Origin of the sequence: Pseudomonas sp. 18058 (assembly GCF_902706155.1) — a bacterium.
GTDB classification, from domain to species: domain Bacteria; phylum Pseudomonadota; class Gammaproteobacteria; order Pseudomonadales; family Pseudomonadaceae; genus Aquipseudomonas; species Aquipseudomonas rustica.
In genome coordinates, this window is record NZ_CACSJY010000003.1 from 140,570 (window position 1) to 165,988 (window position 25,419).

Sequence of the window (25,419 nt, forward strand, 5' to 3'; positions counted from 1 at the left end):
TCAGTCCTCTCAGTCAGGTTGGATGTAAAAAGTCAGACCGCCAGTGTGCCCAATGATGCCCGACTTCGCACTAGCCAATGTAGGAGCTGCCGAAGGCTGCGATCTTTTGATCTTGTCTTTAAAAAAACAGGATCAAAAGATCGCAGCCTTCGGCAGCTCCTACATGAGAGGGCGGCGGGGGGTTAGAGGGCGAGCGGGCCGCGTGGGTAGCGTTTCAGCGCCTGGATCAGTTCGCCGCCGGGGATCGGGCGGTCGAACAGGTAGCCCTGGCCGACGTCGCAGCGATGGCGACGGAGGAATGCCAGTTGTTCGGCGGTCTCGATGCCTTCCGCCACAACCTTGAGTTTCAGGTTGTGCGCCATGGCGATCACCGCTGAGGTGATTTCCATGTCGTCCTGGTTGTCGGGGATTTCGTGGATAAAGCTGCGATCGATCTTGATGATGTCGATCGGGAATTTCTTCAAATAGCTCAGCGACGAATAACCGGTACCGAAGTCATCCATGGCCAAGGTCAGGCCCAGACGCTTGAGCTGATCAAGCTGCAAGTGCGTGTCTTCAGTGGCTTCCAGCAGCAAACCTTCGGTCAGTTCCAGTTCGAGCAGATGGGCCGGCAGCGCTTCTTCCTTGAGGATGTTGGCGATGGAGGCGACCAGATCCGGGTCGGAAAACTGTTTCGGCGAGAGGTTGATCGCCACTTGCAGATTGCCCATGCCGGCAGCGGTCAGTGCTTTGCTCATGCGGCAGGCCTGGCGCGCAATCCACTTGCCGATCGGAATGATCAGCCCGGTTTCTTCGGCGACGCTGATGAACTGATCCGGGCGGATCATGCCGCGTTCCGGGTGATTCCAGCGCAACAGTGCCTCCATGCCCAGCAAGCGACCGCTGCGCAGGCACAGCTTGGGCTGATAGAACACGTCCAGCTCATTCTGGGTCAGGGCGCGGCGCAGGTTGTTCTCGACGAACAGTTTGTAACTGGCCTCGGCATTCAACGCTTCGGTGAAGACTTGCACCTGATGTTTGCCGTTGGCCTTGGCCTTATGCAGTGCCAGACCGGCGTTACGCATCAGGGTTTGCGGGTCGCGACCGTGCAACGGCGCGCAGGCCAGACCGACCGAGCCGGTGACGCTGATCAACTGGTTGTCGACGAACATCGGTTTATCCAACGTTGCCAACAATTGGTTGGCGATCTGCTGGCCGGTCGCCAGATCGGTGTCGTCGAGCAGTACGGCAAATTCGTTACTGGCGAATCGCGCGAGGCTGCCACTTGGGCTGAGGCTGTTGCGCAGACGTCGGGCCAGACTGATCAGCAGTTTGTCGCCGGTCTGGTGGCCGAGGCTGTCGTTGATGCGCTTGAAGTTGTCGATGTCGACCAGCAACAGGCTGATCGGGGTATCGCTATCCCGGGCGAAGCGTTCGTCCAGATTGCGGATAAACGCCGGGCGGTTACCGAGGTTGGTCAGGTTGTCGGTGTAGGCCAGACGCTCAATGCGTTGCTGCGCGAGTTTGGTCTGGGTGATGTCTTCGTAAATGCCGATGTAATGCGTCAGCTCACGGTTGTCGCCGTAGACCTTGGAGATCGACAACTGGCCCCAGTACGGTTCTAGGTTTTTCCGGCGGCTCTTGAATTCGCCCTGCCAACTGTTGCTCTTGGCTAGCGCCGAGGGCGCGTCGAACAGCAGCTCGCTAAGGTTTTCCAGCGCCGGCAACTCGGACAGTCGCTGGCCGTGGACTTCCTCGGTGGTGTACTGGGTGATCGCGGTGAAGCTCGGGTTGACGTACTCGACCACGCCGTCGCAATTGACCAGCAAAAACGCGTTGGCGCTTTGCTCGACCGCACGCTGGAACAGGTGCAGGGCGCTGGTGGCGGTGCGGCGGTTGTGGTTGTTGATAACTTGCGCGAACTGGTCGGCCAACTCGCCGGCGAAAGCGATTTCGTCGGACTGCCAGGCGCGAGTGACGCCGGTCTGTTCCAGGCACAACACGCCGACGACCTGACCATCGACACGAATGCTGGCATCGAGCATCGCATTGACGTCGCGCGGGCGCAGGGCTTCGGCCATTTCGCGGGTACGCGGGTCACGCATCGCGTTGTGCGCATCGATGGCGCGGCTGCTCTGCAACGCTTCCATGTAATCGGGAAAGGTGCTGACGTCGATCACGTCCGGCAGGATGTATTCCTGCGTCGTACGGTGGTACGCCGAGATCGGCACCAGTTGCTGGCCTTCGAGGTTCCACAGGCTGGCGCAGTCGATTTCATAGATATCGCAGGCGCAACGGGTGATCAGTTCGGCGGCTTCCTGCAAGGAATTGTGCGTGCTGTAGCGCTGACGGGCGAGCAGCAAAATCAAATCCTGCTGGGCGCGGACACGCTCCAGATGCAGCAGTTGTTCCTGCTGCGCGCGCTGATTCAGTTCGAGGGCGATTTGCAGGCGCGAATTCTGGGTTTCGAGATCGACCGAGGGTTGCAGCGGCGCATCGTCGAAGACGTCATCGACCGCCAGCAGATAGCCGCGCAGCAGGTGACGGTTGTGTTGTTTGTAGGCTTCGCCCAGTTCAAGAATATTCAGCGCGCCGGCCGGGGTGTGCAGAGTGTAACGCACCAGATAATGCGGGCTGGCGCCGAGTTGTTGCTGGATCGCGTCGTGCAGTTGATAGCGCGCTTCCGGCTCCATCAGGCTGGCGTAAGGCGAGCCGACCAGAGCGCACAGCTCGACAGCGGGCTGGCCGAATTGGCGTTCGCAATTTGGATCGAGAAAGAGCATCGCCCAACTGGCTTCATTCAAGCGCTCGAAACGCAGCATGCCGAGCCGCGAGGGCACAGGCAACTGCGTCACTACCTCGGCCACCATACGGCTGGCGGCATCGGGTTGGCTCTTCATGAAGGGAACTCGCTTGGAAATATGCTGAACGCGCCGGGCTCTCGCCCTCTTAAACGTTGCCTGCGGCAAGGTTGCATCATTGCAGCACTGACTGACAAGAGTGATGAAGGCCAAGTGCTATAAGAATATGTCGGCTGGAGTGAACATTTCTCCAGCGTCTATTTGAAAACAGCAAAAGATCGCAGCCAGCGCCCACGTTTGAAGAGAAATGCGATCCCTGTAGGAGCTGCCGAAGGCTGCGATCTTTTAAGGTTTAGCGCAGATCTATCGCAATCGACTGCAACGGCTTCCCATCGCGATCATGGTAATTCACCACAATCCGCTCAGCCTCGACCACCATGTGCGCAAAGTTGTCCTGACTGATCACCTCGCTGGTCAATTCATGCACATAATCGCCCGCCGCCGTGCGCACCAGCGGCTGATCGAGGATGAAAGTGGATGCCTTGGCATACGGCAGCAGTTTGCTGTTGCACAGCGGCGATGACACCACGGTGTGCACTTCGAAATCAGGATCTTCACTGTGCGTCAGGCGCGCAGTCATCGAGCCGTGCACGTCGCCGGAAATGAAGATCACATTGCTGATCCGCCGGGTACGAATGGTTTCCAGCAGACGTAAACGCTGCTCCGGAAAAGCTTTCCACGCATCTTCGCCAAGGCCTTTGCCGTCCGGGTAGAACATCACGCTGGTGACCACGAATTTGACCCGCGCCGTGCTGTTGATCAGCCAGTCCAGCAGCGCTTGCTCCTGTTCGTCGTCGAGGATGCGTCGATCATCGGCCGACAAGTTGCGGCGGGTGCGGCTATCGGTGACAAACCATTCGAGATCGCCGTCGCTGAATTGATACCAGTAATGCTGGATAGATGAATGATCAACTTGGCCGTTAGTTGCCAAAGAACAGGCCGGGCTATGGCTGGCTTGATACAGTTCATAGGCTTTGGTTGCGTTGTTATATAACGCGTCGTCACCTGCTTCGGCATTCGCCGGCCAGTTGTCCTCGATTTCATGGTCATCGAGAATCATAAACGTCGAAGTTTCCGACATTAAGCGCTTTATGTTGGGTTGCGAAAACGCTGCGCGGTATTTTGCGAGAATATCTTTGTATTCGTGATCAGGCGCAATCAAGTTGAGGTCGTCGACATAAATCTGGTCGCCGGTCATCAGCATTGCACTGATGGGTGGTTGTATCCCCTCAATCAATTGACGGATTGAAGCAAAGATTCGGTCACCCAACTGCGGCAGCACCGCAACCCCTGCCGTCATGCGCAGGTAACGACACGAACCAACGATGTAGGCGCGCGGCTGCAATGGTTCGCCGGAGCGGGTGCGAAAACGGTGAGTCTCGCGCGGCCATTGCAGCGGCAGTTCAGCGACACTGTCGACGGTGTGTACCGGACTCATCGGGCTGAACCAGCCGGTTTGATATTCGTACTCGGTGTCTTCATCCAAGTTATTAAGTGCGATCACATTGGACATGTCGCGAGATTCGTCGAGTTTGGCAAAAATGCCTCTAGTCCATTGTGGCGTGTCGCTGGCCCGATAACGAATGCCGGCGAACACCTGAAGATCTTTTTGAAACTCGCCGCGAATAAATATCCGCGCCTGGTTAGTTGTAACGTGGCCAATGATCGGGCCGATAGTCGGTTTTAACATGTTCGAATCCATTCGAATGAGTGTCAGATAAAACTAAAAGGTAGTTTGACTGTGCTGTGCCAAGACTAGTTGGCGTTTGGATAAAAAGATCGGCACGAAGTTGACTCGGGCTGTAGCCGATGTCAGCGCAATGTGTGGGAAAAGTATAAGAAGCGAATTTCAGGCAAAAAAAAGCCCCGTCAAACTGACGGGGTTGAGGTACGAGCGTGTGGCGCTCGAAAACGTGAAACACAAGCGGCCCTCCATTGCTGGAGGGCCACTTGGGATTACAGCAGGATGGTGCGGATGTCCGCCAGCAGGCTGCCCAGACGTTGGGTGAAGCGTGCGGCAGCGGCGCCGTTGATCACACGGTGATCGTAGGACAACGACAGCGGCAGCATCAGTTTCGGCTGGAAGGCTTTGCCGTCCCAGACTGGCTGAATGGTTGCCTTGGAAACACCGAGGATCGCCACTTCCGGCGCGTTGACGATCGGCGTGAAGCCGGTGCCGCCAATGTGGCCGAGGCTGGAAATGGTGAAGCAGGCGCCTTGCATGTCGTCAGCGGTGAGCTTCTTGTCGCGGGCTTTGGCGGCCAGCGCAGCGGCTTCGGCTGCCAGTTGCAGCAGGCTCTTCTGGTCGACGTTCTTGATGACCGGTACCAGCAGGCCATCCGGAGTGTCGACGGCGAAGCCGATGTTGATGTACTTCTTGCGGATGATCGCTTTGCCGCTTGGCGCCAGCGAACTGTTGAAGTCCGGCAGCTCCTTGAGCATGTGCGCGCACGACTTGAGCAGCAGCGGCAGGATGGTCAGCTTGACGCCGGCCTTCTCTGCAACGGCTTTCTGTGCCACGCGGAACGCTTCCAGCTCGGTGATATCAGCCGAATCGAACTGAGTCACGTGCGGGATGTTCAGCCAGCTGCGGTGCAGGCTCGACGCGCCGATTTGCATCAGGCGAGTCATCGGCACTTCTTCGATTTCGCCGAAACGGCTGAAGTCGACGACCGGAATCGGCGGGATGCCCGCGCCACCGGTTGCGCCAGCAGCAGCGGCCGGTGCTTCCTTGGCCTTCTGCATCATCGCTTTGACGTAAACCTGCACGTCTTCTTTCAGAATACGACCGTGCGGGCCGCTGGCGCCGACAGCGTTCAGCTCGACGCCGAACTCACGGGCCAGTTGACGCACGGCTGGGCCGGCGTGAACTTTCGCGCCCGGCTTGGCCGGTGCGGCGGCTGGAGCTGCAGCAGGTGCAGCGGCAGCCGGAGCAGCAGCGGCAGGTGCCGGAGCGCTCGGAGCAGCAGCGGCGGCAGCTGGCGCCGGGGCAGCAGCAGGGGCCGCGCCTTTGACTTTCAGCTTCAGAATCAGGTCGCCGGTACCGACTTCGTCATCCAGCTTGATGGAAACGCTTTCCACCACGCCGGCGGCAGGCGATGGAATTTCCATGCTCGCCTTGTCGGATTCCAGGGTGATCAGCGACTGGTCGGCTTCAACGGTGTCGCCAGCCTTGACCAACACTTCGATGATCTTGGCTTTGCCAGCCGAGCCGATGTCCGGAACGTGGATGTCCTGAACGCTGTCAGCAACCGGAGCGGCTGGCGCGGCTGCCGGAGCAGGCGCAGCGGCAGCGGCCGGAGCAGCAGCCTGAGCCGGAGCGGCCGCAGCAGGGGCCGCAGCACCCGCCACTTCCAGATCCAGAATCAGGTCGCCAGTGCCGACTTCGTCGTTGAGCTTGACGCTGATGGCCTTGACCACGCCAGCGGCAGGCGACGGGATTTCCATGCTCGCCTTGTCGGATTCCAGCGTGATCAGCGATTGATCAGCTTCGACGGTGTCGCCGACCTTGACCTGGATCTCGATGATCTGCGCCTTGCCCGACGAACCGATGTCCGGCACGTGCACTTGCTGAACCGAAGCGGCAGCAGGGGCCGCGGCAGGCGCGGCAGCAGCAGGAGCGGCGGCCGGTTTTTCTTCAGCCTTTTTAGCCGGTGCAGCAGCCGGAGCAGGGGCCGCTTCAGCGGCGCCCTCGACTTCCAGCTCAAGCAGTTCGTCGCCTTCTTTCAGACGGTCGCCCAGCTTCACTTTCAGGCTTTTGATGACGCCGGCTTTCGGGGCCGGCACTTCCATGCTGGCCTTGTCCGATTCCAGGGTCAGGATGCTCTGGTCGGCTTCGATACGGTCGCCGACCTTCACAAACAGTTCAATTACTTCACCTTCACCGCTGCCGATGTCAGGTACGCGAATGAGTTCGCTCACAAAATGTCTCCTCAGCAGTCCAGTGGGTTGCGTTTTTCCGGGTCGATGCCGAACTTGGTGATGGCTTCAGCCACAACCTTAGGTTCGATATCACCACGGTCAGCCAGTGCTTCCAGGGCTGCCAACACCACGAAATGACGGTCAACTTCGAAGAAATGACGCAGTTTCTTGCGGCTGTCGCTGCGGCCGAAACCGTCGGTGCCGAGGACTTTGAATTCCTTCGACGGTACCCACTGACGGATCTGCTCGGCGAACAGTTTCATGTAGTCGGTAGAGGCGATGACCGGACCTTTACGGCCGTTCAGGCACTCTTCGACGTAGCTCAGCTTAGGCTTCTGGCCCGGCTTCAGACGGTTGCTGCGCTCGACAGCGAGGCCGTCGCGACGCAGTTCGTTGAAGCTGGTAACGCTCCACACGTCAGCGCCAACGTTGAACTCTTCACGCAGAATCTTCGCCGCTTCACGGACTTCACGCAGGATGGTGCCGGAGCCCATCAGCTGTACGTGGTGCGCCGCATCGCGGGTGTCTTCTTCGAGCAGGTACATGCCTTTCTTGATGCCTTCTTCGGCACCGGCCGGCATGGCTGGCTGCTGGTACGACTCGTTCATCACGGTGATGTAATAGAAGATGTCCTGTTGCTCTTCGGTCATCTTCTTCATGCCGTCCTGAATGATCACCGCAAGCTCGTAGCCGTAGGTTGGATCGTAGGTGCGGCAGTTCGGGATGGTTGCAGCCAGCAGGTGGCTATGACCGTCTTCGTGTTGCAGACCTTCACCGTTCAGGGTGGTACGGCCGGCGGTGCCGCCGATCAGGAAGCCACGGGTACGGCTGTCGCCAGCGGCCCAGGCCAGGTCACCAATACGCTGGAAGCCGAACATCGAGTAGAAGATGTAGAACGGCAGCATCGGCTGGTTGTGGCTGGAGTACGAAGTACCGGCGGCGATGAACGAGCTCATGGCGCCTGCTTCGTTGATGCCCTCTTCAAGGATCTGACCTTTCTGGTCTTCCTTGTAGAACATCACCTGGTCTTTATCGACTGGCTCGTAGAGCTGGCCGACGGACGAGTAGATGCCGAGCTGACGGAACATGCCTTCCATACCGAAGGTACGGGCTTCGTCCGGGATGATCGGAACGATGCGCGGGCCGATTTCCTTGTCCTTGACCAGTTGCGCGAGGATTCGCACGAAGGCCATGGTGGTGGAAATTTCACGGTCGCCGGAACCGTCAAGGATGGCCTTGAGGGTGTCCAGGTCCGGCGTCGGTACGCTGAAGCTTTGTGCGCGGCGCTGTGGCACGAAACCGCCCAGTGCAGTGCGACGCTCGCTGAGGTAGCGAGCTTCGGCGCTGTTTGGCTCTGGCTTGAAGAACGGCAGGTTCTCCAGCTCTTCGTCCTTGACCGGGATGTCGAAACGATCGCGGAACAACTTCAGGCTGTCGACATCGACTTTCTTGGTGTTGTGCGCAGTGTTTTTCGCTTCGCCGGCACCGGTGCCATAACCTTTGATGGTCTTGGCGAGGATGACGGTTGGTTGTTCTTTGTGGTTGACCGCTTCGTGGTAAGCCGCATAGACCTTGTACGGGTCGTGGCCGCCACGGTTGAGTTTCCAGATCTCGTCGTCGGACAGATCAGCAACCATCGCCTTGAGTTCAGGCGTGTTGAAGAAGTGCTCACGGACGAACGCGCCGTCTTTGGCTTTGTAGTTCTGGTACTCGCCGTCGATGACTTCGTCCATGCGACGTTGCAGGATGCCGTCGACGTCTTTGGCCAGCAGTGGATCCCAGAAACGGCCCCAGATGACTTTGGTCACGTTCCACTGAGCACCGCGGAACACGCCTTCGAGTTCCTGGATGATCTTGCCGTTGCCGCGAACCGGGCCGTCGAGGCGCTGCAGGTTGCAGTTGATGACGAAGATCAGGTTGTCCAGCTTCTCGCGGCCGGCCAGGGAGATCGCGCCCAGGGATTCCGGCTCGTCGCACTCGCCGTCGCCCAGGAAGCACCAGACTTTCTGTTTGCCCGGCTGGATGAAACCGCGGTGTTCCAGGTACTTCATGAAGCGAGCCTGGTAGATCGCTTGAATCGGACCCAGACCCATCGATACGGTCGGGAACTGCCAGAAGTCAGGCATCAGCCAAGGGTGCGGGTAGGACGACAGGCCCTGACCGTCGACTTCCTGGCGGAAGTTGTTCATCTGGTCTTCGGTGATGCGGCCTTCCATGAACGCACGGGCGTAAACGCCTGGCGAGGTGTGGCCCTGGAAGTAGATCAGGTCGCCGCCGTGTTCGTCGGTCGGGGCCTGGAAGAAGTAGTTGAAGCCGATGTCATACAGGGTCGCACTGGAAGCGAAGCTGGAGATGTGACCACCGAGGTCGGAATCTTTCAGGTTCGTACGCATTACCATGGCCATCGCGTTCCAGCGTACCAACGAGCGAATGCGGCGTTCCATGAACAGGTCGCCAGGCATGCGTGCTTCGTGGGTTACCGGGATGGTGTTGCGGTAAGGCGTGGTGATGGCGTAAGGGAGCTGCGAACCGCTGCGGGTTGCCAGTTCACCCATACGGGTCATCAGATAGTGAGCACGGTCTTCGCCTTCTTTGTCGAGAACCGATTCCAGGGCGTCCAGCCATTCCTGGGTTTCGACGGGATCGAGGTCTTGCATGGCTTGCTCCAGGGCGGAAAGGCTTCCAGAATCGGTTGCCTGAGTTTGCGACTGGCCTTGTGGGCAGACGATTTAAAATTCTTGGATTGCCGACAGGTTGTTCCGGCGGCGTGTAGTTTTACTACAAATCTTTGAGCATTTCAGCCTTTCGGATGTATAGACGAGTAGTAAAACTACAGATGAAAGGCTTGTGGCCTCTGACTGCGTTGTGAGAATAATCGTTAAGGTTGGTCGATTACCATCCGTAAAAGGTGAAACTTTGATGCTGGATGCTAAAGAAGAAGAAATTTCAGCTATTTCTAACTTTTGTTCGACAGTCCTTCAGGTAGCGGGTTTTCACCATTCACTACAAGCGGCTGAATACACGCCGATCAAGGATAGACCATGACCCTGCCCGTGCTTGCCGAACTGCCTGCCATCCTCCTGCCGTTGGTCACTCGATCCGAACAGTCGTTCCGTACGGCCGTCGCCGAACTGGAAGACGATCACGGCTTCTCGACCTGGACGCCAGAACGCTGGGCGCAGTTCGCCCGCGTCACCGCTGCCAGCGAGTTCGTCATTGAACAGAGCGTTCGTGACCCTTTGATGTTGCTCGCGCTGGTGCAGTCTGGCGAACTCGACCGGCCGTTCGCACCGGGTGAATTGTGTGCGCAGATTTCCGCTGCGGTGAGCGCGGCACAGACCGAAGACGAACTCGGTCGCGCCCTGCGTCGCCAACGGGCGCGCCATCAAGTACGGATCATCTGGCGTGACCTTACCCGTCAGGCTGATCTGGTGCAGACCTGCCGCGATCTCTCGGACATGGCCGACGCCACCATCGACCAGGCTTATCAATGGTTGTACAGCCGCCATTGCGAACAATTCGGCACGCCGACCGGTCGCCGCAGCGGTGAGCCGCAGCCCATGGTCATCCTCGGCATGGGCAAGCTCGGCGCGGTCGAGCTGAACCTGTCCTCCGACATCGATTTGATTTTTGCCTACCCCGAGGGCGGCGAAACGGTGGGCGTGAAGCGCTCGCTGGATAATCAGGAATTTTTCATTCGTCTCGGCCAGCGCCTGATCAAGGCACTGGATCCGATGACCGTCGACGGCTTTGTGTTCCGCGTCGACATGCGCCTGCGCCCGTACGGTTCCTCCGGCGCGCTGGTGCTGAGCTTCAATGCGCTGGAACAGTATTACCAGGATCAGGGCCGCGACTGGGAACGCTACGCGATGATCAAGGCGCGGGTGGTGGCCGGCGATCAGGTCGCCGGTGCGCAGTTGCTTGACATGCTGCGGCCATTTGTTTATCGGCGTTACCTGGACTTCTCGGCGATCGAAGCGCTGCGCACCATGAAGCAGCTCATCCAGCAGGAAGTGCGGCGCAAGGGCATGGCCGACAACATAAAGCTGGGTTCCGGCGGGATTCGTGAGGTCGAGTTTATTGCTCAGGCCTTTCAGTTGATCCACGGCGGCCGCGACCTGAGTCTGCAACAGCGTCCTCTATTAAAGGTGTTGAGCACGCTGGAAGGGCAGGGCTACCTGCCGCCGGCGGTGATCAGCGAGTTGCGTGAAGGTTACGAATTTCTGCGTTACACCGAGCATGCGATTCAAGCGATTGCCGACCGTCAGACGCAGATGTTGCCGGATGGCGCGCAGGATCAGGCGCGCATCGCTTTCATGCTCGGCTTTGCCGATTGGGACGCTTTCCACGAGAAGCTGATGTTCTGGCGCGGCCGCGTCGCCTGGCACTTTGCGCAGGTGATTGCCGATCCCGACGAGGAAGAAGGCACCGAAAGCGAAGTAGTGGTTGGCGGTGAATGGTTGCCGTTGTGGGAAGAGGAACAGGACGAAGAGGCCGCGTGCCGTCAGTTGGAAGAGGGCGGTTTCGCTGATGCGAGCAAAGCCCTGAAGGCACTGGCCGGTTTGCGCGGCAGCCCGCAATTGCGCGCGATGCAACGGCTAGGGCGCGAGCGTCTTGATGCGTTTATTCCGCGCCTGTTGGCGCAAGCGGTTGAGCATGCCAATCCGGATCTGGTGCTTGAGCGGGTGTTGCCGCTGGTGGAAGCGGTCGCTCGGCGTTCGGCTTATTTAGTCTTGCTCACGGAAAACCCCGGTGCGCTGCGCCGCTTGCTGACGTTGTGCGCGGCGAGCCCGTGGATTGCTGAGCAGATAACTCGCTTCCCGCTGCTGATGGATGAATTGCTCAACGAAGGGCGTTTGTTCAAGCCGCCCTTGGCGCCGGAATTGGCCGCCGAATTGCGCGAGCGGCTGACGCGAATCCCCGAAGACGACCTCGAACAACAAATGGAAGCGCTGCGTCATTTCAAATTGGCGCACCGTTTGCGCGTCGCCGCCTCGGAAATCGCCGGCAGCCTGCCGTTGATGAAAGTCAGCGATTACCTGACTTGGCTCGCTGAGGCGATTCTTGAACAAGTGCTGGCCCTGGCCTGGCGCCAGACCGTGGCCAAACACGGCACACCGCTGCGCACCGATGGCACCTTGTGCGATCCCGGCTTCATCATTGTCGGTTACGGGAAAGTCGGCGGGCTGGAACTGGGGCATGGTTCGGATCTGGATCTGGTGTTTATCCACGACGGTGATCCGCAGGCGGAAACCGACGGGGCCAAGCCGATTGATGGCGCGCAGTTCTTTACCCGGCTGGGGCAGCGGATCATTCACTTGCTGACGGCGCAGACCAACTCGGGCCAGCTCTATGAAGTGGACATGCGTTTGCGGCCGTCCGGTGCTTCCGGGCTGTTGGTGAGTTCGCTCGGCGCGTTTGCTCGTTATCAAGAAAATGAAGCGTGGACGTGGGAGCATCAGGCTCTGGTGCGGGCGCGGGTGCTGGTCGGCAGTCAGGATGTTGGCAAAGCGTTCGAGAAGGTTCGTGCGCAGGTGTTGGGCAAATCCCGTGATCTGGCGAAGTTGCAACAGGAAGTCAGCGAGATGCGCGCGAAGATGCGCGACAACCTCGGCACCAAGAGCACCGCGGCCGGCACAGCGGCGAATGCCTTCGACGCCACGGCGCCGTTCGACCTCAAGCAGGACGCCGGAGGTATCGTCGATATTGAATTTATGGTGCAATACGCGGCCCTGGCGTGGTCGCACAACCACCCGCCATTGCTGCGCTGGACCGATAACATCCGCATCACGGAAGAGCTGGAACACGAAGGGCTGATGCCTGCCGAAGACGCCAGCCTGTTGCGCGAGGCCTACAAAGCCTACCGCTCCGCCGCCCACCGGCAGGCCTTGCAGAAGGACCCGGGGGTGATTGCAGGCGACCAGTTTGTCGAAGAACGGCGACAGGTGTTGCGGATCTGGAAAGAGATGGGGCTAAGCTGAACCCGCCAATGAAGGCAACGAAATTCAAAAGGTGGGAGCGAGCCGCTCGCGAAAGCGGAGTGTCAGGCAACATCGATGTTGAATGTGCCGGCCCCTTCGCGAGCAGGCTCGCTCCCACAGTGATCTGCGCGGAAATGCAGATGTTGGAACGGACGCAAAACCCTGTAGGAGTGAGCTTGCTCGCAAGGCGGAGTGTCAGGCAGCACCGATGTTGGATGTGCCGGCCCCTTCGCGAGCAAGCCCGCTCCCACAGTGATCTGCGCTGAAATGCAGATGTTGGAACGGACGCAAAACCCTGTGGGAGCGAGCCTGCTCGCGAAGACGGAGTGTCAGGCGACATCGATGTTGGATGTGCCGGCCTCTTCGCGAGCGAGCTCGCTCCCACAGTGATCTGCGCTGAAATGCAGATGTTGGAACGGACGCAAAACCCTGTGGGAGAGAGCCTGCTCGCGAAGGCGGTGTGTCAGGCGACATCGATGTTGGATGTGCCGGCCTCTTCGCGAGCAAGCCCGCTCCCACAGTGATCTGCGCTGAAATGCAGATGTTGGAACGGACGCAAAACCCTGTGGGAGAGAGCCTGCTCGCGAAGGCGGTGTGTCAGGCGACATCGATGTTGGATGTGCCGGCCTCTTCGCGAGCAAGCCCGCTCCCACAGTGATCTGCGCTGAAATGCAGATGTTGGAGCGGACGCAAAACACTGTGGGAGCGAGCTTGCTCGCGAAGGCGGAGTGTCAGGCAACATCGATGTTGAATGTGCTGGCCTCTTCGCGAGCAAGCCCGCTCCCACAGTGATCTGCGCTGAAATGCAGATGTTGGAACGGATGTAAAACCCTGTGGGAGCGAGCTTGCTCGCGAAGGCGGAGTGTCAGGCAACATTGATTTCGGATGTGCCGGCGCCTTCGCGAGCAAGCCCGCTCCCACAGTGATCTGCGCTGAAATGCAGATGTTGGAACGGACGCAAAACCCTGTGGGAGCGAGCTTGCTCGCGAAGGCGGAGTGTCAGGCAGCATTGATTTCGGATGTGCTGGCCTCTTCGCGAGCGGGCTCACTCCTACAATAGATCTGCGGTGAAATGCAGATGTTGGAGTGAGTGCAAAACCCTGTGGGAGCTGGCTTGCCAGCGATAGCGGAGTATCAGACGACAATAATGTTGAATGTGAAGACCCTTTCGCGAGCAGGCTCGCTCCCACAGTAGATCTACAGTATTTGTAGAATTCTCGAGGCGGGGAGGCGTAAATGCCTCCCCGGTTCGTTTTTGGAAACCACATGAATATTCTGATCGTTGGGCCCAGTTGGGTCGGTGACATGGTGATGGCGCAGACACTGTTTCAGTGTCTCAAACAGCGCCACCCGCAATGCGAAATCGACGTGCTGGCCCCCGAGTGGAGCCGGCCGATCCTTGAGCGCATGCCCGAAGTGCGCCAGGCCTTGAGCTTCCCGCTCGGCCATGGCGCGCTGGAATTGGCGATGCGTCGGCGCATCGGCAAATCCCTGCGCGGTCAGTACGATCAGGCGATCCTGCTGCCCAACTCGCTGAAATCAGCGCTGGTGCCGTTCTTCGCCGGCATCCCGAAACGCACCGGCTGGCGCGGCGAATTCCGCTACGGTCTGCTCAACGACGTGCGCACCCTCGACAAAGAACGCTATCCGCTGATGATCGAGCGTTTCATGGCTTTGGCCTATGAGCCGAACGCCGAGCTGCCGAAACCCTATCCACGCCCAAGCCTGCAAATCGACCCGGTCACCCGCGAAGCCGCGCTGGCCAAGTTCGGCCTGAGCCTCGATCGCCCGGTATTGGCCCTGTGCCCCGGCGCCGAGTTCGGCGAGTCCAAACGCTGGCCGTCCGAGCATTACGCCAAAGTCGCCGAAGCGCGTATCCGCGAAGGCTGGCAAGTGTGGCTGTTCGGCTCGAAAAACGATCACGCGGTCGGCGAAGACATTCGCGCCCGATTGATCCCGGGCCTGCGCGAAGAATCGGTCAACCTCAGTGGCGGCACCTCGCTGGCCGAAGCCATCGACCTAATGTCCTGCGCCGACTCGGTGGTCTCCAATGACTCCGGCCTGATGCACGTCGCCGCCGCCCTGAATCGTCCATTGGTCGCGGTCTACGGCTCAACCTCGCCGGGCTTCACCCCGCCGTTGGCCGAGCACGTCGAAGTGGTGCGTCTGGGGCTCGATTGCAGCCCATGCTTCGACCGTACCTGCCGCTTCGGCCATTACAACTGCCTGCGCCAGCTGATGCCGGACGCGGTCAACGATGCCTTGCAGAAATTGCAGGGCTCTGTGGTCGAGGTTCATTAAGTTGCGGGTACTGTTGATCAAGACTTCATCGCTGGGCGACGTGATTCATGCGTTGCCGGCGCTGACTGACGCCGCCAGGGCGATCCCCGGGATCAAATTCGACTGGGTCGTTGAAGAAGGCTTCGCCGAGATTCCGACCTGGCACCCGGCCGTTGGCAAAGTGATTCCGGTGGCGATCCGCCGCTGGCGCAAAAACCTCTGGAAAACCATCACCAGCGGCGAGTGGAAACGCTTCAAGCAAAGCGTGCGCGCGCAAAAGTACGATTTGGTCATCGACGCCCAAGGTCTGCTGAAAAGTGCCTGGCTGACCCGTTATGTCAAAGCGCCGGTGGCCGGGCTCGACAAAGGTTCGGCCCGCGAGCCGATGGCCGCGCGTTTTTACGATCGCAAACTGGCCGTGGCCCGTGGGCAACATGCCGTCGAACGCGTGCGCCAACTGTTCGCCATCGCCCTCGGTTACGACCTGCCAAAAGGCTTGGGCGACTACGGCCTCAACGTCGAGCGTCTGGTCGAACTGCCACGCAAAAACGCCTTCGTAGTGTTCCTGCACGGCACCACGTGGGACACCAAACACTGGCCGGAAGCCTACTGGCGCGAACTGACCGAACGCGTCGGTTACCTCGGCGTCGGCGTCAAGCTGCCGTGGGGCAATCCGCAGGAAAAGGCCCGCGCCGAACGCATTGCCGCCGGTTTCAAACACGCCGAAGTGCTGCCGAAACTCAATCTGGCCGGCGTCGGCAAAGTCCTCGCCGGGGCGCAAGCCTGCGTGGCGGTGGACACCGGCCTCGGCCATTTGGCAGCGGCGCTGGACGTGCCGACCATTTCGCTGTTCGGCCCGACCAACCCGGGCCTGACCGGCGCTTACGGCAAATTGCAGATTCACCTGGCCAGCGACTTCCCGTGCGCGCCGTGCCTGCAAAAGAAATGTACCTATCAACCGACCGCGCAGGATGCCCGTCAGTTTGACCTGAAGCGTGAACAGCCGCTGTGCTTCACGCGTCTGAACCCCGAGCGTGTCGCCAGCCGACTGAGCACGTTGTTAATGGCTGAGGAGCTGCGCTGATGCAATTGGCATTCGTCCTGTACAAATATTTTCCGTTCGGTGGCTTGCAGCGCGATTTCATGCGCATCGCCCTCGAATGCCAGAAACGCGGGCATCAGATCCGCGTCTACACGCTGATCTGGGAAGGCGACGTGCCGCCCGGTTTTGAAGTGCTGGTGGCGCCGGTCAAAGCCTTCTTCAATCATCGTCGCAACGAAAAACTCAGTGCGTGGATGGCAGCGGATCTGGCCAAGCGCCCGGTTGATCGCCTGATCGGCTTCAACAAGATGCCGGGGCTGGACGTTTATTACGCCGCCGACGGCTGCTTCGAAGACAAGGCGCAGAACCTGCGCAATTCGCTGTACCGCCGCTGGGGCCGCTATCGCCACTTCGCCGAATACGAGCGCGCGGTGTTCGCCAAAGATGCGAAGACCGAAGTGCTGATGATTTCCGAAGTGCAGCAGCCGTTGTTCATCAAGCATTACGACACGCCGCTTGAGCGCTTCCACTTGCTGCCACCGGGCATCGCCCAGGATCGCCGCCGTCCAGCGGACGCTGACGAAATTCGCGCCGGTTTCCGCGCCGAATTCAATCTGAAGGATGACGAGCTGCTGCTGGTGCAGATCGGTTCGGGCTTCAAGACCAAGGGCGTCGATCGCAGCCTGAAAGCACTGGCCGCATTGCCCGCCGAACTGAAGAAGCGCACGCGGCTGTTTGTAATCGGCCAGGATGACCCCAAATTATTCCAGATGCAGAGCGCGACGTTGGGTCTGGGCGATAACGTCACGTTCCTCAAAGGGCGCAGCGATATCCCGCGTTTCCTGCTCGGCGCCGACCTGTTGATTCACCCGGCGTACAACGAAAACACCGGTACTGTGTTGCTTGAAGCGCTGGTCGCCGGCTTGCCGGTGTTGGTCAGTGCGGTCTGCGGTTATGCCCATTACATCGCCGAGGCCGACGCCGGGCGAGTGCTGGACGAGCCGTTCGATCAGGCGCAGTTGACGCAATACCTGACTGACATGTTGAAAGACGACGCTGCACGCGCGGCCTGGAGCCGCAATGGTCTGGCCTTCGCGGAGACGGCCGACCTCTACAGCATGCCGCAGCACGCGGCCGATGTGATTCTGGCGGAGCACGCTTAATGAAGTTGATGCTGGCTGAACCGTTCAAAAGCCTTTGGGCCGGACGCGACCCGTTCGCCGAAGTCGAAGGCTTGCAGGGCGAGGTATACCGCGAGCTGGAAGCACGCCGGACACTGCGCACGGAAGTCGACGGCAACGGATTTTTTGTGAAGATCCACCGTGGCATCGGCTGGGGCGAAATCTTCAAAAATCTGCTGACTGCCAAGCTGCCGGTACTCGGCGCGGGTCAGGAGTGGAAGGCTATCCAGCGTTTGCAGGAAGTCGGCGTGCCGACCATGACCGCCGTTGCGTACGGCGAGAAGGGCAGCAACCCGGCGGATCAGCATTCGTTCATCGTCACCGAAGAACTGGCGCCGACCGTCAGTCTCGAAGACTTCAGCATCGACTGGATCAAGCAGCCGACCGAGCCGAAACTCAAGCGCGCGCTGATCGCCGAAGTCGCGCGCATGACCGGCATGATGCACCGCGCGGGCGTCAATCACCGCGACTGCTACATCTGCCACTTCCTGCTGCACACCGATAAACCGGTGACGGCAGAAGATTTCAAACTCTCGGTGATTGATCTGCACCGTGCCCAGACCCGCGCGAAAATCACCCAGCGCTGGCGCAACAAGGATCTGGCCGCGCTGTACTTTTCCGCGCTGGATATCGGCCTGACCCGACGCGACAAGCTGCGTTTCCTCAAGGGTTATTTCCAGCAACCGCTGCGGCAGATTCTCGCCGAAGAAGCGCCGTTGCTGAGCTGGCTCGAAGGCAAGGCCAACAAGCTCTATGCGCGTAAACAGCGCTACGGGGATGCGCTCTGATGGCGGGTTGGATTCTGGAGCCGCAATACAGTGAACTCGCCGAAGATTTTGGCAGCCTCGAAGCGGTGTTCGCGCTGCAAGGCGAACGGCTGACTCGCGATCCGCTGTCGGAAGTCGTCCGGGTCGAGCGCAACGGCGTCAACTATTACGTCAAACGCTACGTCGGCGCCGGTAAAGGCTTGCGCCGTTACCTCGGCAAGCCGCGGGTGAAGATGGAATGGCAGAACCTCAAGCGCTTCGCCAAGTGGGGCATTCCCACCGCCGAAGTGGTGGCCTGGGGTCTGGAGCGACGTGGCGCGGCGTACGACCGCGGCGCGATGATCACCCGCGAACTGCCGCGCACCGAGGATCTCTCGGCGCTGGCCGAGCGCAACGATCCGAAACTCAAGGATCGCGCCTGGGTCGATGGCGTCAGTCGGCAACTGGCCGCTTACACGCGGACGATGCACGATCACCGCTTCACCCATAACGATCTGAAGTGGCGCAACCTGCTGATCGACGATCAGGATCGACTGTTCCTGATCGACTGCCCGAACGGCGATTTCTGGCGCGGTTTCTGGCTCAAGTACCGCATCACCAAGGATCTGGCCTGCCTCGACAAGGTCGCCAAATATCACCTGTCGAACACCCAGCGCCTGCGCTTCTACCTGCAATACCGTGGGCGTGATCGCCTGAATGCCGCTGACAAAAAGCGCATTCGCCACGTGGTGAGATTTTTCGAGGGACGCGAATGACTGATTTTCTGGCCGCTGAAGACCGTGCGCTGCTCGAGCGCCATGGCCTCGGCACCTTCGACGCGCTCTGGGCCAAACAGCTTGAAGCGGTGGACGAGCCGAACACTGACGGTGGCGGCTGGAGCAGCGTGTTTCGCCTGGAGCTGGAAGGGCACGCCTACTACCTCAAGCGCCAGAGCAACTACCTGACGCGCACCTTGCACGCGCCATTCGGCGAGCCGAGTTTTGCCCGTGAGTTTCGCAATATCAGCCGTTACAACACGCTGGGGATTCCGGCGCTGCAAGCGGCTTTTTTCGGCCAGCGCAAGGTCGATGGCGAAGTCCGCGCGATCCTGCTGACCCGCGCCCTCGATGGCTGGGATGATCTTGATTCGTTGTTGCAGCGCTGGTCGGAACTGACCGTCGCGCAGCAATCAGCGATCCTCAAGGCCTGCGGGCAACTGGCGCGGCTGCTGCACGGTCTGCGTCAGGTGCACGGCTGTTTTTACCCGAAACATATTTTTTTGCAGGCCGACGGCGCTGAGTATCGCGCGCAGTTGATCGACCTGGAGAAAACCCGGCCACTGCTGTGGGGCATGCGCGATCGGGTCAAGGATCTGGAGCCGCTGGTGCGCCGTGCGCCGCAATGGAACGAGGCGCAACTGCGCGAGCTGCTTGCGGCCTATGTCGATCAGGCGACCGACAGTTCGTTGGTCGACGCCTGGGTTACGCGTCTGACTGCGCGGCGCAGTCGCAAGGAGACTCGCTGATGCAGTTGTCCGACCTGAAAAACGCCGGGCGCACGCCAAGTCTGCCGTTGACGACTTCCCTGGCCGATGCCGCCGGGCCTGCCGATTTGCAGTTGCTGAGTCTGCTGCGGGTGCTGCCGGGGCAGCGTTATGTCGGTGCCGGTGTGTGGCGCGGTCGGCCAGTGCTGGCGAAATTGCTGGTCGGCAGCAAAGCGGCGCGGCATTTTCAGCGTGAACTCAATGGCGTGAAGCTGCTGGCGGCGCAAGGCTTGACCACGCCGCTGCTGTTGGCCGATGGCTTGAAGGAAGGCGAGGGCGGCTGGCTGCTGTTCGAATTCCTTGAAGACGCTGAAAGCCTTGGCGATGCCTGGCAACAGGTCGAGTCGTTGCCGGTGCTGGCGGATGAACAATCGGCGGTGTTGGGCGACGCACTCGGCGCGATTGCGCAGTTGCACAGCAAAGGCCTGTGGCAGGAAGACCTGCACCTCGACAATCTGCTGCGCCATGGCGGCCAGTTGTATCTGATCGACGGTGCCGGCATCTGCGCGGAAACCGCTGGCCAGCCGTTGTCGCGGCAGAAAGTGCTGGAAAATCTCGGTGTGTTTTTCGCCCAGTTGCCCAAGGCGCTGGAGCCGTTCACTGAAGAATTGTTGGTGTATTACCTGCTGAGCAACGGCGAACACGCGTTGCCGCTGGAAGCGTTGCAGAAGCAGATCGACAAAGTGCGCGCCTGGCGTTTGCGCGATTACCTGATCAAGGTCGGTCGCGAGTGCACGCTGTTTGCCGTGCAGCGCGGAGCATTCGCGCTACGTGCTATTCGTCGCGAAGAAGAGGCGGCGATGGTGCCGGTGCTGGAACAGGCCGATGCGCTGCTCGATCAGGGCCATTTGTACAAAACCGGCGGCGCGGCGAGCGTCGGCAAGGTTGAAGTGGCCGGGCGCAAACTGGTGATCAAGCGCTACAACATCAAGAATTTTGCTCATTGGCTCAAACGCTTCTGGCGCCCGAGCCGCGCTTGGCATTCATGGCGTGAAGGCAATCGTCTGGCGTTCCTCGGCATCGCCACGCCGAAGCCGCTGGCCGTACTGGAAAAACGCTTTCTGTGGCTGCGCAGCCGCGCTTATCTGATCACCGAATACCTGCCGGGCCCGGACATCATCGAGCGCTTTGCGCCGTATGTTGAAAACGGCGAGGCGCCGGAATCCGAGTTGCAGGCGCTGGATCAACTGTTCGCCCGCCTGATCGCCGAGCGCATCAGTCATGGCGATTTCAAGGGCCATAACCTGTTCTGGCAGGACGATCGCTGGGCCCTGATCGACCTCGACTCGATGTGCCAACACCGCTCCCTCGGCAGCTTCGCCCCGGCCTACGCCCGCGACCGCGCACGGTTCATGCGCAACTGGCCCGAGAGCAGCGCGCTGTATCGAGTGATTGATCAGCGCTTGCCGAAAAGTATTGATCGAGTCTGAGGACTTAAAAGATCGCAGCCTTCGGCAGCTCCTACATTTGGAATGCGATTTCCTGTAGGAGCTGCCGAAGGCTGCGATCTTTTGAACCTGAACATCAATACGCCACAAACTCCGCTGACTTCTCCTACAACTTCTCCAGAACCCATAACCTGTGCCCGATTGAGCGCCGATGCTAATTTGCCCTGACGACATCGGAGGGCATCTCTTGACGATTAAAACGGCAGCGAAAGTTTGCGTTCATACATGGGCTTATCAAGTCGTGGGTAGCTGTTTTGCAGTTTTCTCTCTTTGAAAACGCAAGCGAATCGGGAGTAACGAAGGGCAGGTCAGGAGAATCGCGCGTTTGATGTGCTCAAGCGCAAATTCTATTGCAGTGGAGGGCGGAGCAACGTCGGAGAGGGATTCGAGAACTGGGGTTTGAAGATTTTCCCTGCCTCAGAAAGCGAAAAGCCCCGGTGATCTCACCGAGGCATTAGCGCCGACCGGGATCCCCCAGTCCATTTGCACGGAGTCTATGTTGACGTGCCCGGAAGTGTCAACGCGGGCGCTTGCCCGTTCCGCTAGAGGTTTGCTGGCGCTTTTACGCTATAATCCCGCCCTTTAGCTGTCTCTCGCCCGGTGCGAGGGCACTTCAATTTTCAAGGCGCCTTGCGCCTGCATGCAGACTAAAGAGGCTAGACCCCTGTGGCATTGACGATTCTTGGCCTGTCCGGCGCCCTTAGCCATGATCCTTCAGCAGCCTTGTACATCGACGGCAAGTTGGTGGCGGCGGCTGAGGAAGAGCGCTTCGTACGCGATAAGCATGCAAAGAACCGCATGCCCTACGAATCGGCGAAGTTCTGCCTTGAGCAGGCTGGCATCAAGCCGTCCGACGTTGACGTGGTAGCGATTCCGTTCGCACCGATCAGCCTGTTCGGCGAAGCGCGCTGGCACTACGCCAAGCGCTACTGGTACGCACCGGATCGCGCTCTTGACGCGATTCTGATGGGCAACCGCCGCTACAAGCGCTACCGCAACAAGATCGTCTGGTGCCTGGAGCAACTGGGTTTCGATCCGAAAAAGATCAAGATCGAGCCGGTCGAGCACCACCTGGCTCACGCCTCCAGCGCCTACCACTGCTCGGGTTTCCAAGAGAAAACCGCGATTCTCGGCATCGACGGCAAGGGTGAGTACGCCACGACCTTCTTCGGTTACGGCGAAAACGGCAAGATCCACAAGATCAAGGAATTCTTCGATCCGGACTCCCTCGGCGGCCTGTACGGCGCGATCACCGAGTTCCTCGGTTTCGAGATGCTCGACGGTGAGTTCAAGGTCATGGGCATGGCGCCGTACGGCGACGCCAGCAAATATGACTTCTCGCGTCTGGCCTCGTTCGAGAACGGCGAGCTGGTGATCAACACCGACTACGCCAACGTGATCGGCCTGCGCCGCTACAAAGAGAAGGGCAAAGGCTTCTACTTCTCGCCGAAGCTGATCGAATGGCTGGGCCCGAAACGCGAAGGCGACATCGCTGACGAGCCGTACATTCACTACGCCGCGAGCATGCAAGCGCTGTTCGAAAAGATCTCGCTGCAGATGATCGACCACTACCTGGGCGACATCCTCAAGGAAACCGGCAAACTCGCGTTCGCCGGTGGCTGTGCGTTGAACGTCAAGCTCAACCAGAAAATCATCGCCCGCGATGACGTTAAAGAGTTGTTCGTACAACCTGCGTCCGGCGATGCCGGCACCGCTGTTGGCGCCGCCGCTTACGTGTCGCACGCCCGTGGCGTACCGGTCGAGAAGATGGAACACGTCTACCTCGGCCCGTCGTACAGCAACGAAGACGTGATCGCCGCGTGCGCCCGTCACGAGAACAAGCCGACCTGGCGCAAGCTCGACAACATGCCTGAGCAGATCGCCAAGATCATGGTCGATGGCAACCCGGTGGCCTGGTTCCAGGGCCGCATGGAGTTCGGTCCGCGCGCACTCGGTGGTCGTTCGATCATCGGTTGCCCGAGCATTCCCGGCGTGGCAGACCGCATCAACCACCAGATCAAGTTCCGCGAGCGCTGGAGGCCTTTCTGCCCGTCGATGCTCGACACCGTCGCGCCACAGATGATCAAGATCGATCACCCGGCGCCGTTCATGACCTTCACTTTCGAAGTCGCGGATGAGTGGAAAACCCGTGTGCCGGAAGTCGTCCATGAAGACGGTACGTCCCGTGCCCAGGTGCTCAAACGCGAATACAACCCGCGCTACTACGACATGATGAAAGCGCTGGAAGTCCTCACCGGCAACGGCGTGTCGCTGAACACCTCGCTCAACCGTCGTGGCGAACCGATGATCTGCTCGCCGACCGACGCGCTGAACATGTTCTTCGGCTCCGATCTGCAGTACCTGATCATGGAAGACATTCTGGTGGTCAAAGAGGGCGCAAACGCTTATGACTCGCTCGGCTGAACGCCATGTGTTGCAGTTCTGTCACGGCTATGACGGGCCGTTCCTCGACTGCGCACGGCAGTACGCCAGCCTGTTCGCGGGCACCGGTTATCGGGTGACCACGGTCTTTCTGACCGGGGCCGCCGATAGCGAGGTGGCCGCAGCGTGTGCCTCCGATGAAGTGTTGTTCATGGAATACAGCTCCAAGGCCATTCGTGGCCTGAAGCTGGGCGCCATCGGCGATCTGCGCAAGATCGCCGCTTCACGCAATTTCAGTTTCTGCATCGCCCATCGTTTCAAGCCGATCTACATCGCCTTGCTCGGCACGTCGCTGCCGGTGATTGGCGTGCATCACGCGTTTGGTGATTACCAACGCCGTACGCGCAAACTGTTCGCGCACATTTTCCGTAAACGTCTGAGCCTGCTCGGTGTGTCCGATGCGGTGCGCGACGACATGCGTCGTTGCCTGCCGAAGTGGCCGCAAGCGCGGATTCAGACGCTGTACAACCGTATCGATCTGCCTGCGCTGCAATTTGCTCAGGTGTCCGCCCGCGAAGCCCGCGAGACCTTGGGTCTGGCGGCGGATGCGTGGATTGTCGGCAACGTTGGTCGACTGCACCCGGACAAGGATCAGGCGACATTGCTGCAAGGTTTCGCCGCCGCGCTACCGGGGTTGCCCGAGAACAGCCAACTGGTGATTCTCGGCAAGGGCCGTCTGGAACAGGATCTCAAAGAGCTGGCGCTAGAGCTGGGTATCGGCGATCGCGTGCTGTTCCTCGGTCAGGTGCCGGACGCACGCAATTTCTTCCGCGCCTTCAATGTTTTCGCGCTGAGCTCCGATCACGAACCGTTCGGCATGGTGCTGCTGGAGGCCATGGCCGCCGGCGTGCCGTTGCTGGCCACTGCGTGTGGCGGGGCGAAGGAAGTGGTCGAAGGCGTGGGCATTCTGTTCCCGCTGGGGGATGCCGAGCGCCTTGCCCAGGGCTTGCAACATTTGGCCGGCATGGATGATCAACAGCGCCATCAGTGCGCCGAGATGATGCTCGAACGTCTGCGTGAGCAATTCTCCGACCGTGCGGTGCGCGACACCTTCTGGCGTCTGCCGCAAGTTATCGATCTGGCACCGAGGGGCTGATGCTCAACCGATTCCAAGGCTGGCGCGAACGTGGCTGGTCGCCCGTTGACGCCTCGACCTATGCAACCACTTGGCAGCGTTTTGGCGGCAGTGTCGCCACGCATCCGCTGGTGGTTGAGCGTCTGGCCGATCTGGCCGGCATCTCGGTGCGCTATCTGGCCTGGGAACAGCAAGGCGAAATCAAAGCGGCGATCCCGACCTGGGGCCGCGATCTCGCTCTGTCCAAGGACGTGCTCAAGCGCAACGGCAAAAAAGGCCTGTTCGACCTCGGTAACGCCGAGCTGATCCTTCCGGCTGCCGTCGATGCCCAAGCCCCGCTGCGCCATCGCGCGCGCTACCTGTCGGCGCTCAACGAAAGTCGCTTCAGCGGCATGAAGTTGCAGACCGAGCAACTGGCCATGGCCCGCACCCCGGAAGAATTGTCGAAGAAGTTTCGCTACAACCAGCGCCGCGAATTGCGTCTGCTGGAAGAGGCGGGCGGCGTGGTACGTCCTGTCAGCGACTTCTCCAGCGTTGAGCTGGCGGCGATCTACTGCGATCTGTTTCAGCGCCGCTGGGGTTTCCCCGCTACCGGCGCGGCGCGCATGGCCGATGTGATCGAGCTGTTGCGCGAACTGCTGATCGGTTCGGTGATCTTCCTCAACGAGGCGCCGATTGCGATCCAACTGGTATACCGCGTCGAAGCGCCGGAGTGGATCAGCGTTGAATACATCAACGGCGGCGTCGACCCCGAAACCCGTGAATTCAGTCCCGGCAGCGTGTTGAGTTTCCTCAATACGCAAAGTGCCTGGGAACATGCGCGCGCGCTGAACAAGCCGTTGCGCTTTTCCTTCGGTCGCGCCGACCGTGAATACAAAGATCGCTGGTGCAATCCTGTGCCGGTGTTCACCGTATGAGCC

At 59.9% G+C, this 25,419-nt stretch carries 16 protein-coding genes and 1 pseudogene; 13 read left to right on the top strand and 4 right to left on the bottom strand.

From position 1 onward, the window contains the following. Positions 1-182 precede the first annotated feature (182 nt). The 4 genes from GVL50_RS02870 to aceE form a co-directional block, all read right to left on the bottom strand. Positions 183-2,879: a bifunctional diguanylate cyclase/phosphodiesterase gene (locus tag GVL50_RS02870; RefSeq protein WP_053116710.1), complete on the bottom strand. Its 2,697-nt coding sequence runs from the start codon at positions 2,877-2,879 to the stop codon at positions 183-185. Positions 2,880-3,132: 253 nt separating this feature from the next. Beyond that, positions 3,133-4,530 (bottom strand): alkaline phosphatase D family protein, encoded by a 1,398-nt coding sequence (locus GVL50_RS02875; protein WP_159811675.1) that lies wholly within the window; start codon positions 4,528-4,530, stop codon positions 3,133-3,135. Positions 4,531-4,796: 266 nt separating this feature from the next. After that, positions 4,797-6,761 (bottom strand): dihydrolipoyllysine-residue acetyltransferase, encoded by a 1,965-nt coding sequence (aceF, locus tag GVL50_RS02880; RefSeq protein ID WP_159811676.1) that lies wholly within the window; start codon positions 6,759-6,761, stop codon positions 4,797-4,799. 11 nt (positions 6,762-6,772) lie between these two features. After that, positions 6,773-9,418: a pyruvate dehydrogenase (acetyl-transferring), homodimeric type gene (gene aceE / locus GVL50_RS02885; protein WP_008081364.1), complete on the bottom strand. Its 2,646-nt coding sequence runs from the start codon at positions 9,416-9,418 to the stop codon at positions 6,773-6,775. Between the two features lie 262 nt (positions 9,419-9,680). On the opposite strand from aceE, the gene GVL50_RS28880 reads away from it, so the two are divergent. From GVL50_RS28880 to GVL50_RS02945, 13 genes and pseudogenes are all read left to right on the top strand, one after another. Next, positions 9,681-9,806, top strand: a complete 126-nt coding sequence (locus tag GVL50_RS28880; protein ID WP_256671812.1) for a hypothetical protein — start codon at positions 9,681-9,683, stop codon at positions 9,804-9,806. Further along, positions 9,803-12,742, top strand: coding sequence for a bifunctional [glutamate--ammonia ligase]-adenylyl-L-tyrosine phosphorylase/[glutamate--ammonia-ligase] adenylyltransferase (glnE, locus tag GVL50_RS02890; protein ID WP_159811677.1), 2,940 nt, complete (start codon positions 9,803-9,805; stop codon positions 12,740-12,742). The genes GVL50_RS28880 and glnE overlap by 4 nt, the downstream gene beginning before the upstream one ends. A gap of 1,266 nt (positions 12,743-14,008) precedes the next feature. Further along, entirely contained in the window at positions 14,009-15,043 is a 1,035-nt protein-coding gene (gene waaF, locus GVL50_RS02895; RefSeq protein WP_159811678.1) for a lipopolysaccharide heptosyltransferase II, read from the top strand. Position 15,044: 1 nt separating this feature from the next. Continuing rightward, complete coding sequence (gene waaC, locus GVL50_RS02900) at positions 15,045-16,106, top strand: lipopolysaccharide heptosyltransferase I (RefSeq protein ID WP_159811679.1); 1,062 nt, start codon at positions 15,045-15,047, stop codon at positions 16,104-16,106. Further along, positions 16,106-17,227 carry a glycosyltransferase family 4 protein gene (locus tag GVL50_RS02905; protein ID WP_159811680.1) on the top strand — a complete coding sequence of 374 codons (1,122 nt, stop codon included), beginning with the start codon at positions 16,106-16,108 and terminating at the stop codon, positions 17,225-17,227. Before waaC ends, GVL50_RS02905 begins: the two co-directional genes overlap by 1 nt. After that, positions 17,227-18,033 carry a lipopolysaccharide core heptose(I) kinase RfaP gene (rfaP, locus tag GVL50_RS02910; protein WP_159811681.1) on the top strand — a complete coding sequence of 269 codons (807 nt, stop codon included), beginning with the start codon at positions 17,227-17,229 and terminating at the stop codon, positions 18,031-18,033. The genes GVL50_RS02905 and rfaP overlap by 1 nt, the downstream gene beginning before the upstream one ends. Next, positions 18,033-18,767: a lipopolysaccharide kinase InaA family protein gene (locus GVL50_RS02915; protein WP_053116718.1), complete on the top strand. Its 735-nt coding sequence runs from the start codon at positions 18,033-18,035 to the stop codon at positions 18,765-18,767. The genes rfaP and GVL50_RS02915 overlap by 1 nt, the downstream gene beginning before the upstream one ends. Further along, positions 18,764-19,516, top strand: coding sequence for a lipopolysaccharide kinase InaA family protein (locus GVL50_RS02920; RefSeq protein WP_159811682.1), 753 nt, complete (start codon positions 18,764-18,766; stop codon positions 19,514-19,516). The genes GVL50_RS02915 and GVL50_RS02920 overlap by 4 nt, the downstream gene beginning before the upstream one ends. Continuing rightward, a complete protein-coding gene (locus GVL50_RS02925) occupies positions 19,516-20,964 on the top strand; it encodes a lipopolysaccharide kinase InaA family protein (RefSeq protein ID WP_159811683.1) in 1,449 nt (482 codons plus the stop codon). Before GVL50_RS02920 ends, GVL50_RS02925 begins: the two co-directional genes overlap by 1 nt. Positions 20,965-21,282: 318 nt before the next feature. Continuing rightward, positions 21,283-21,423 (top strand): annotated as a pseudogene (locus GVL50_RS28885) (DUF3800 domain-containing protein); the annotation flags it as partial. Between the two features lie 225 nt (positions 21,424-21,648). Then, a complete protein-coding gene (locus GVL50_RS02935; protein WP_008079282.1) occupies positions 21,649-23,406 on the top strand; it encodes a carbamoyltransferase in 1,758 nt (585 codons plus the stop codon). Further along, positions 23,390-24,520, top strand: a complete 1,131-nt coding sequence (locus GVL50_RS02940) for a glycosyltransferase (protein ID WP_159811684.1) — start codon at positions 23,390-23,392, stop codon at positions 24,518-24,520. The genes GVL50_RS02935 and GVL50_RS02940 overlap by 17 nt, the downstream gene beginning before the upstream one ends. Further along, positions 24,520-25,416, top strand: a complete 897-nt coding sequence (locus tag GVL50_RS02945) for an antimicrobial resistance protein Mig-14 (protein WP_159811685.1) — start codon at positions 24,520-24,522, stop codon at positions 25,414-25,416. Before GVL50_RS02940 ends, GVL50_RS02945 begins: the two co-directional genes overlap by 1 nt. The last annotated feature ends 3 nt before the right edge of the window (positions 25,417-25,419 follow it).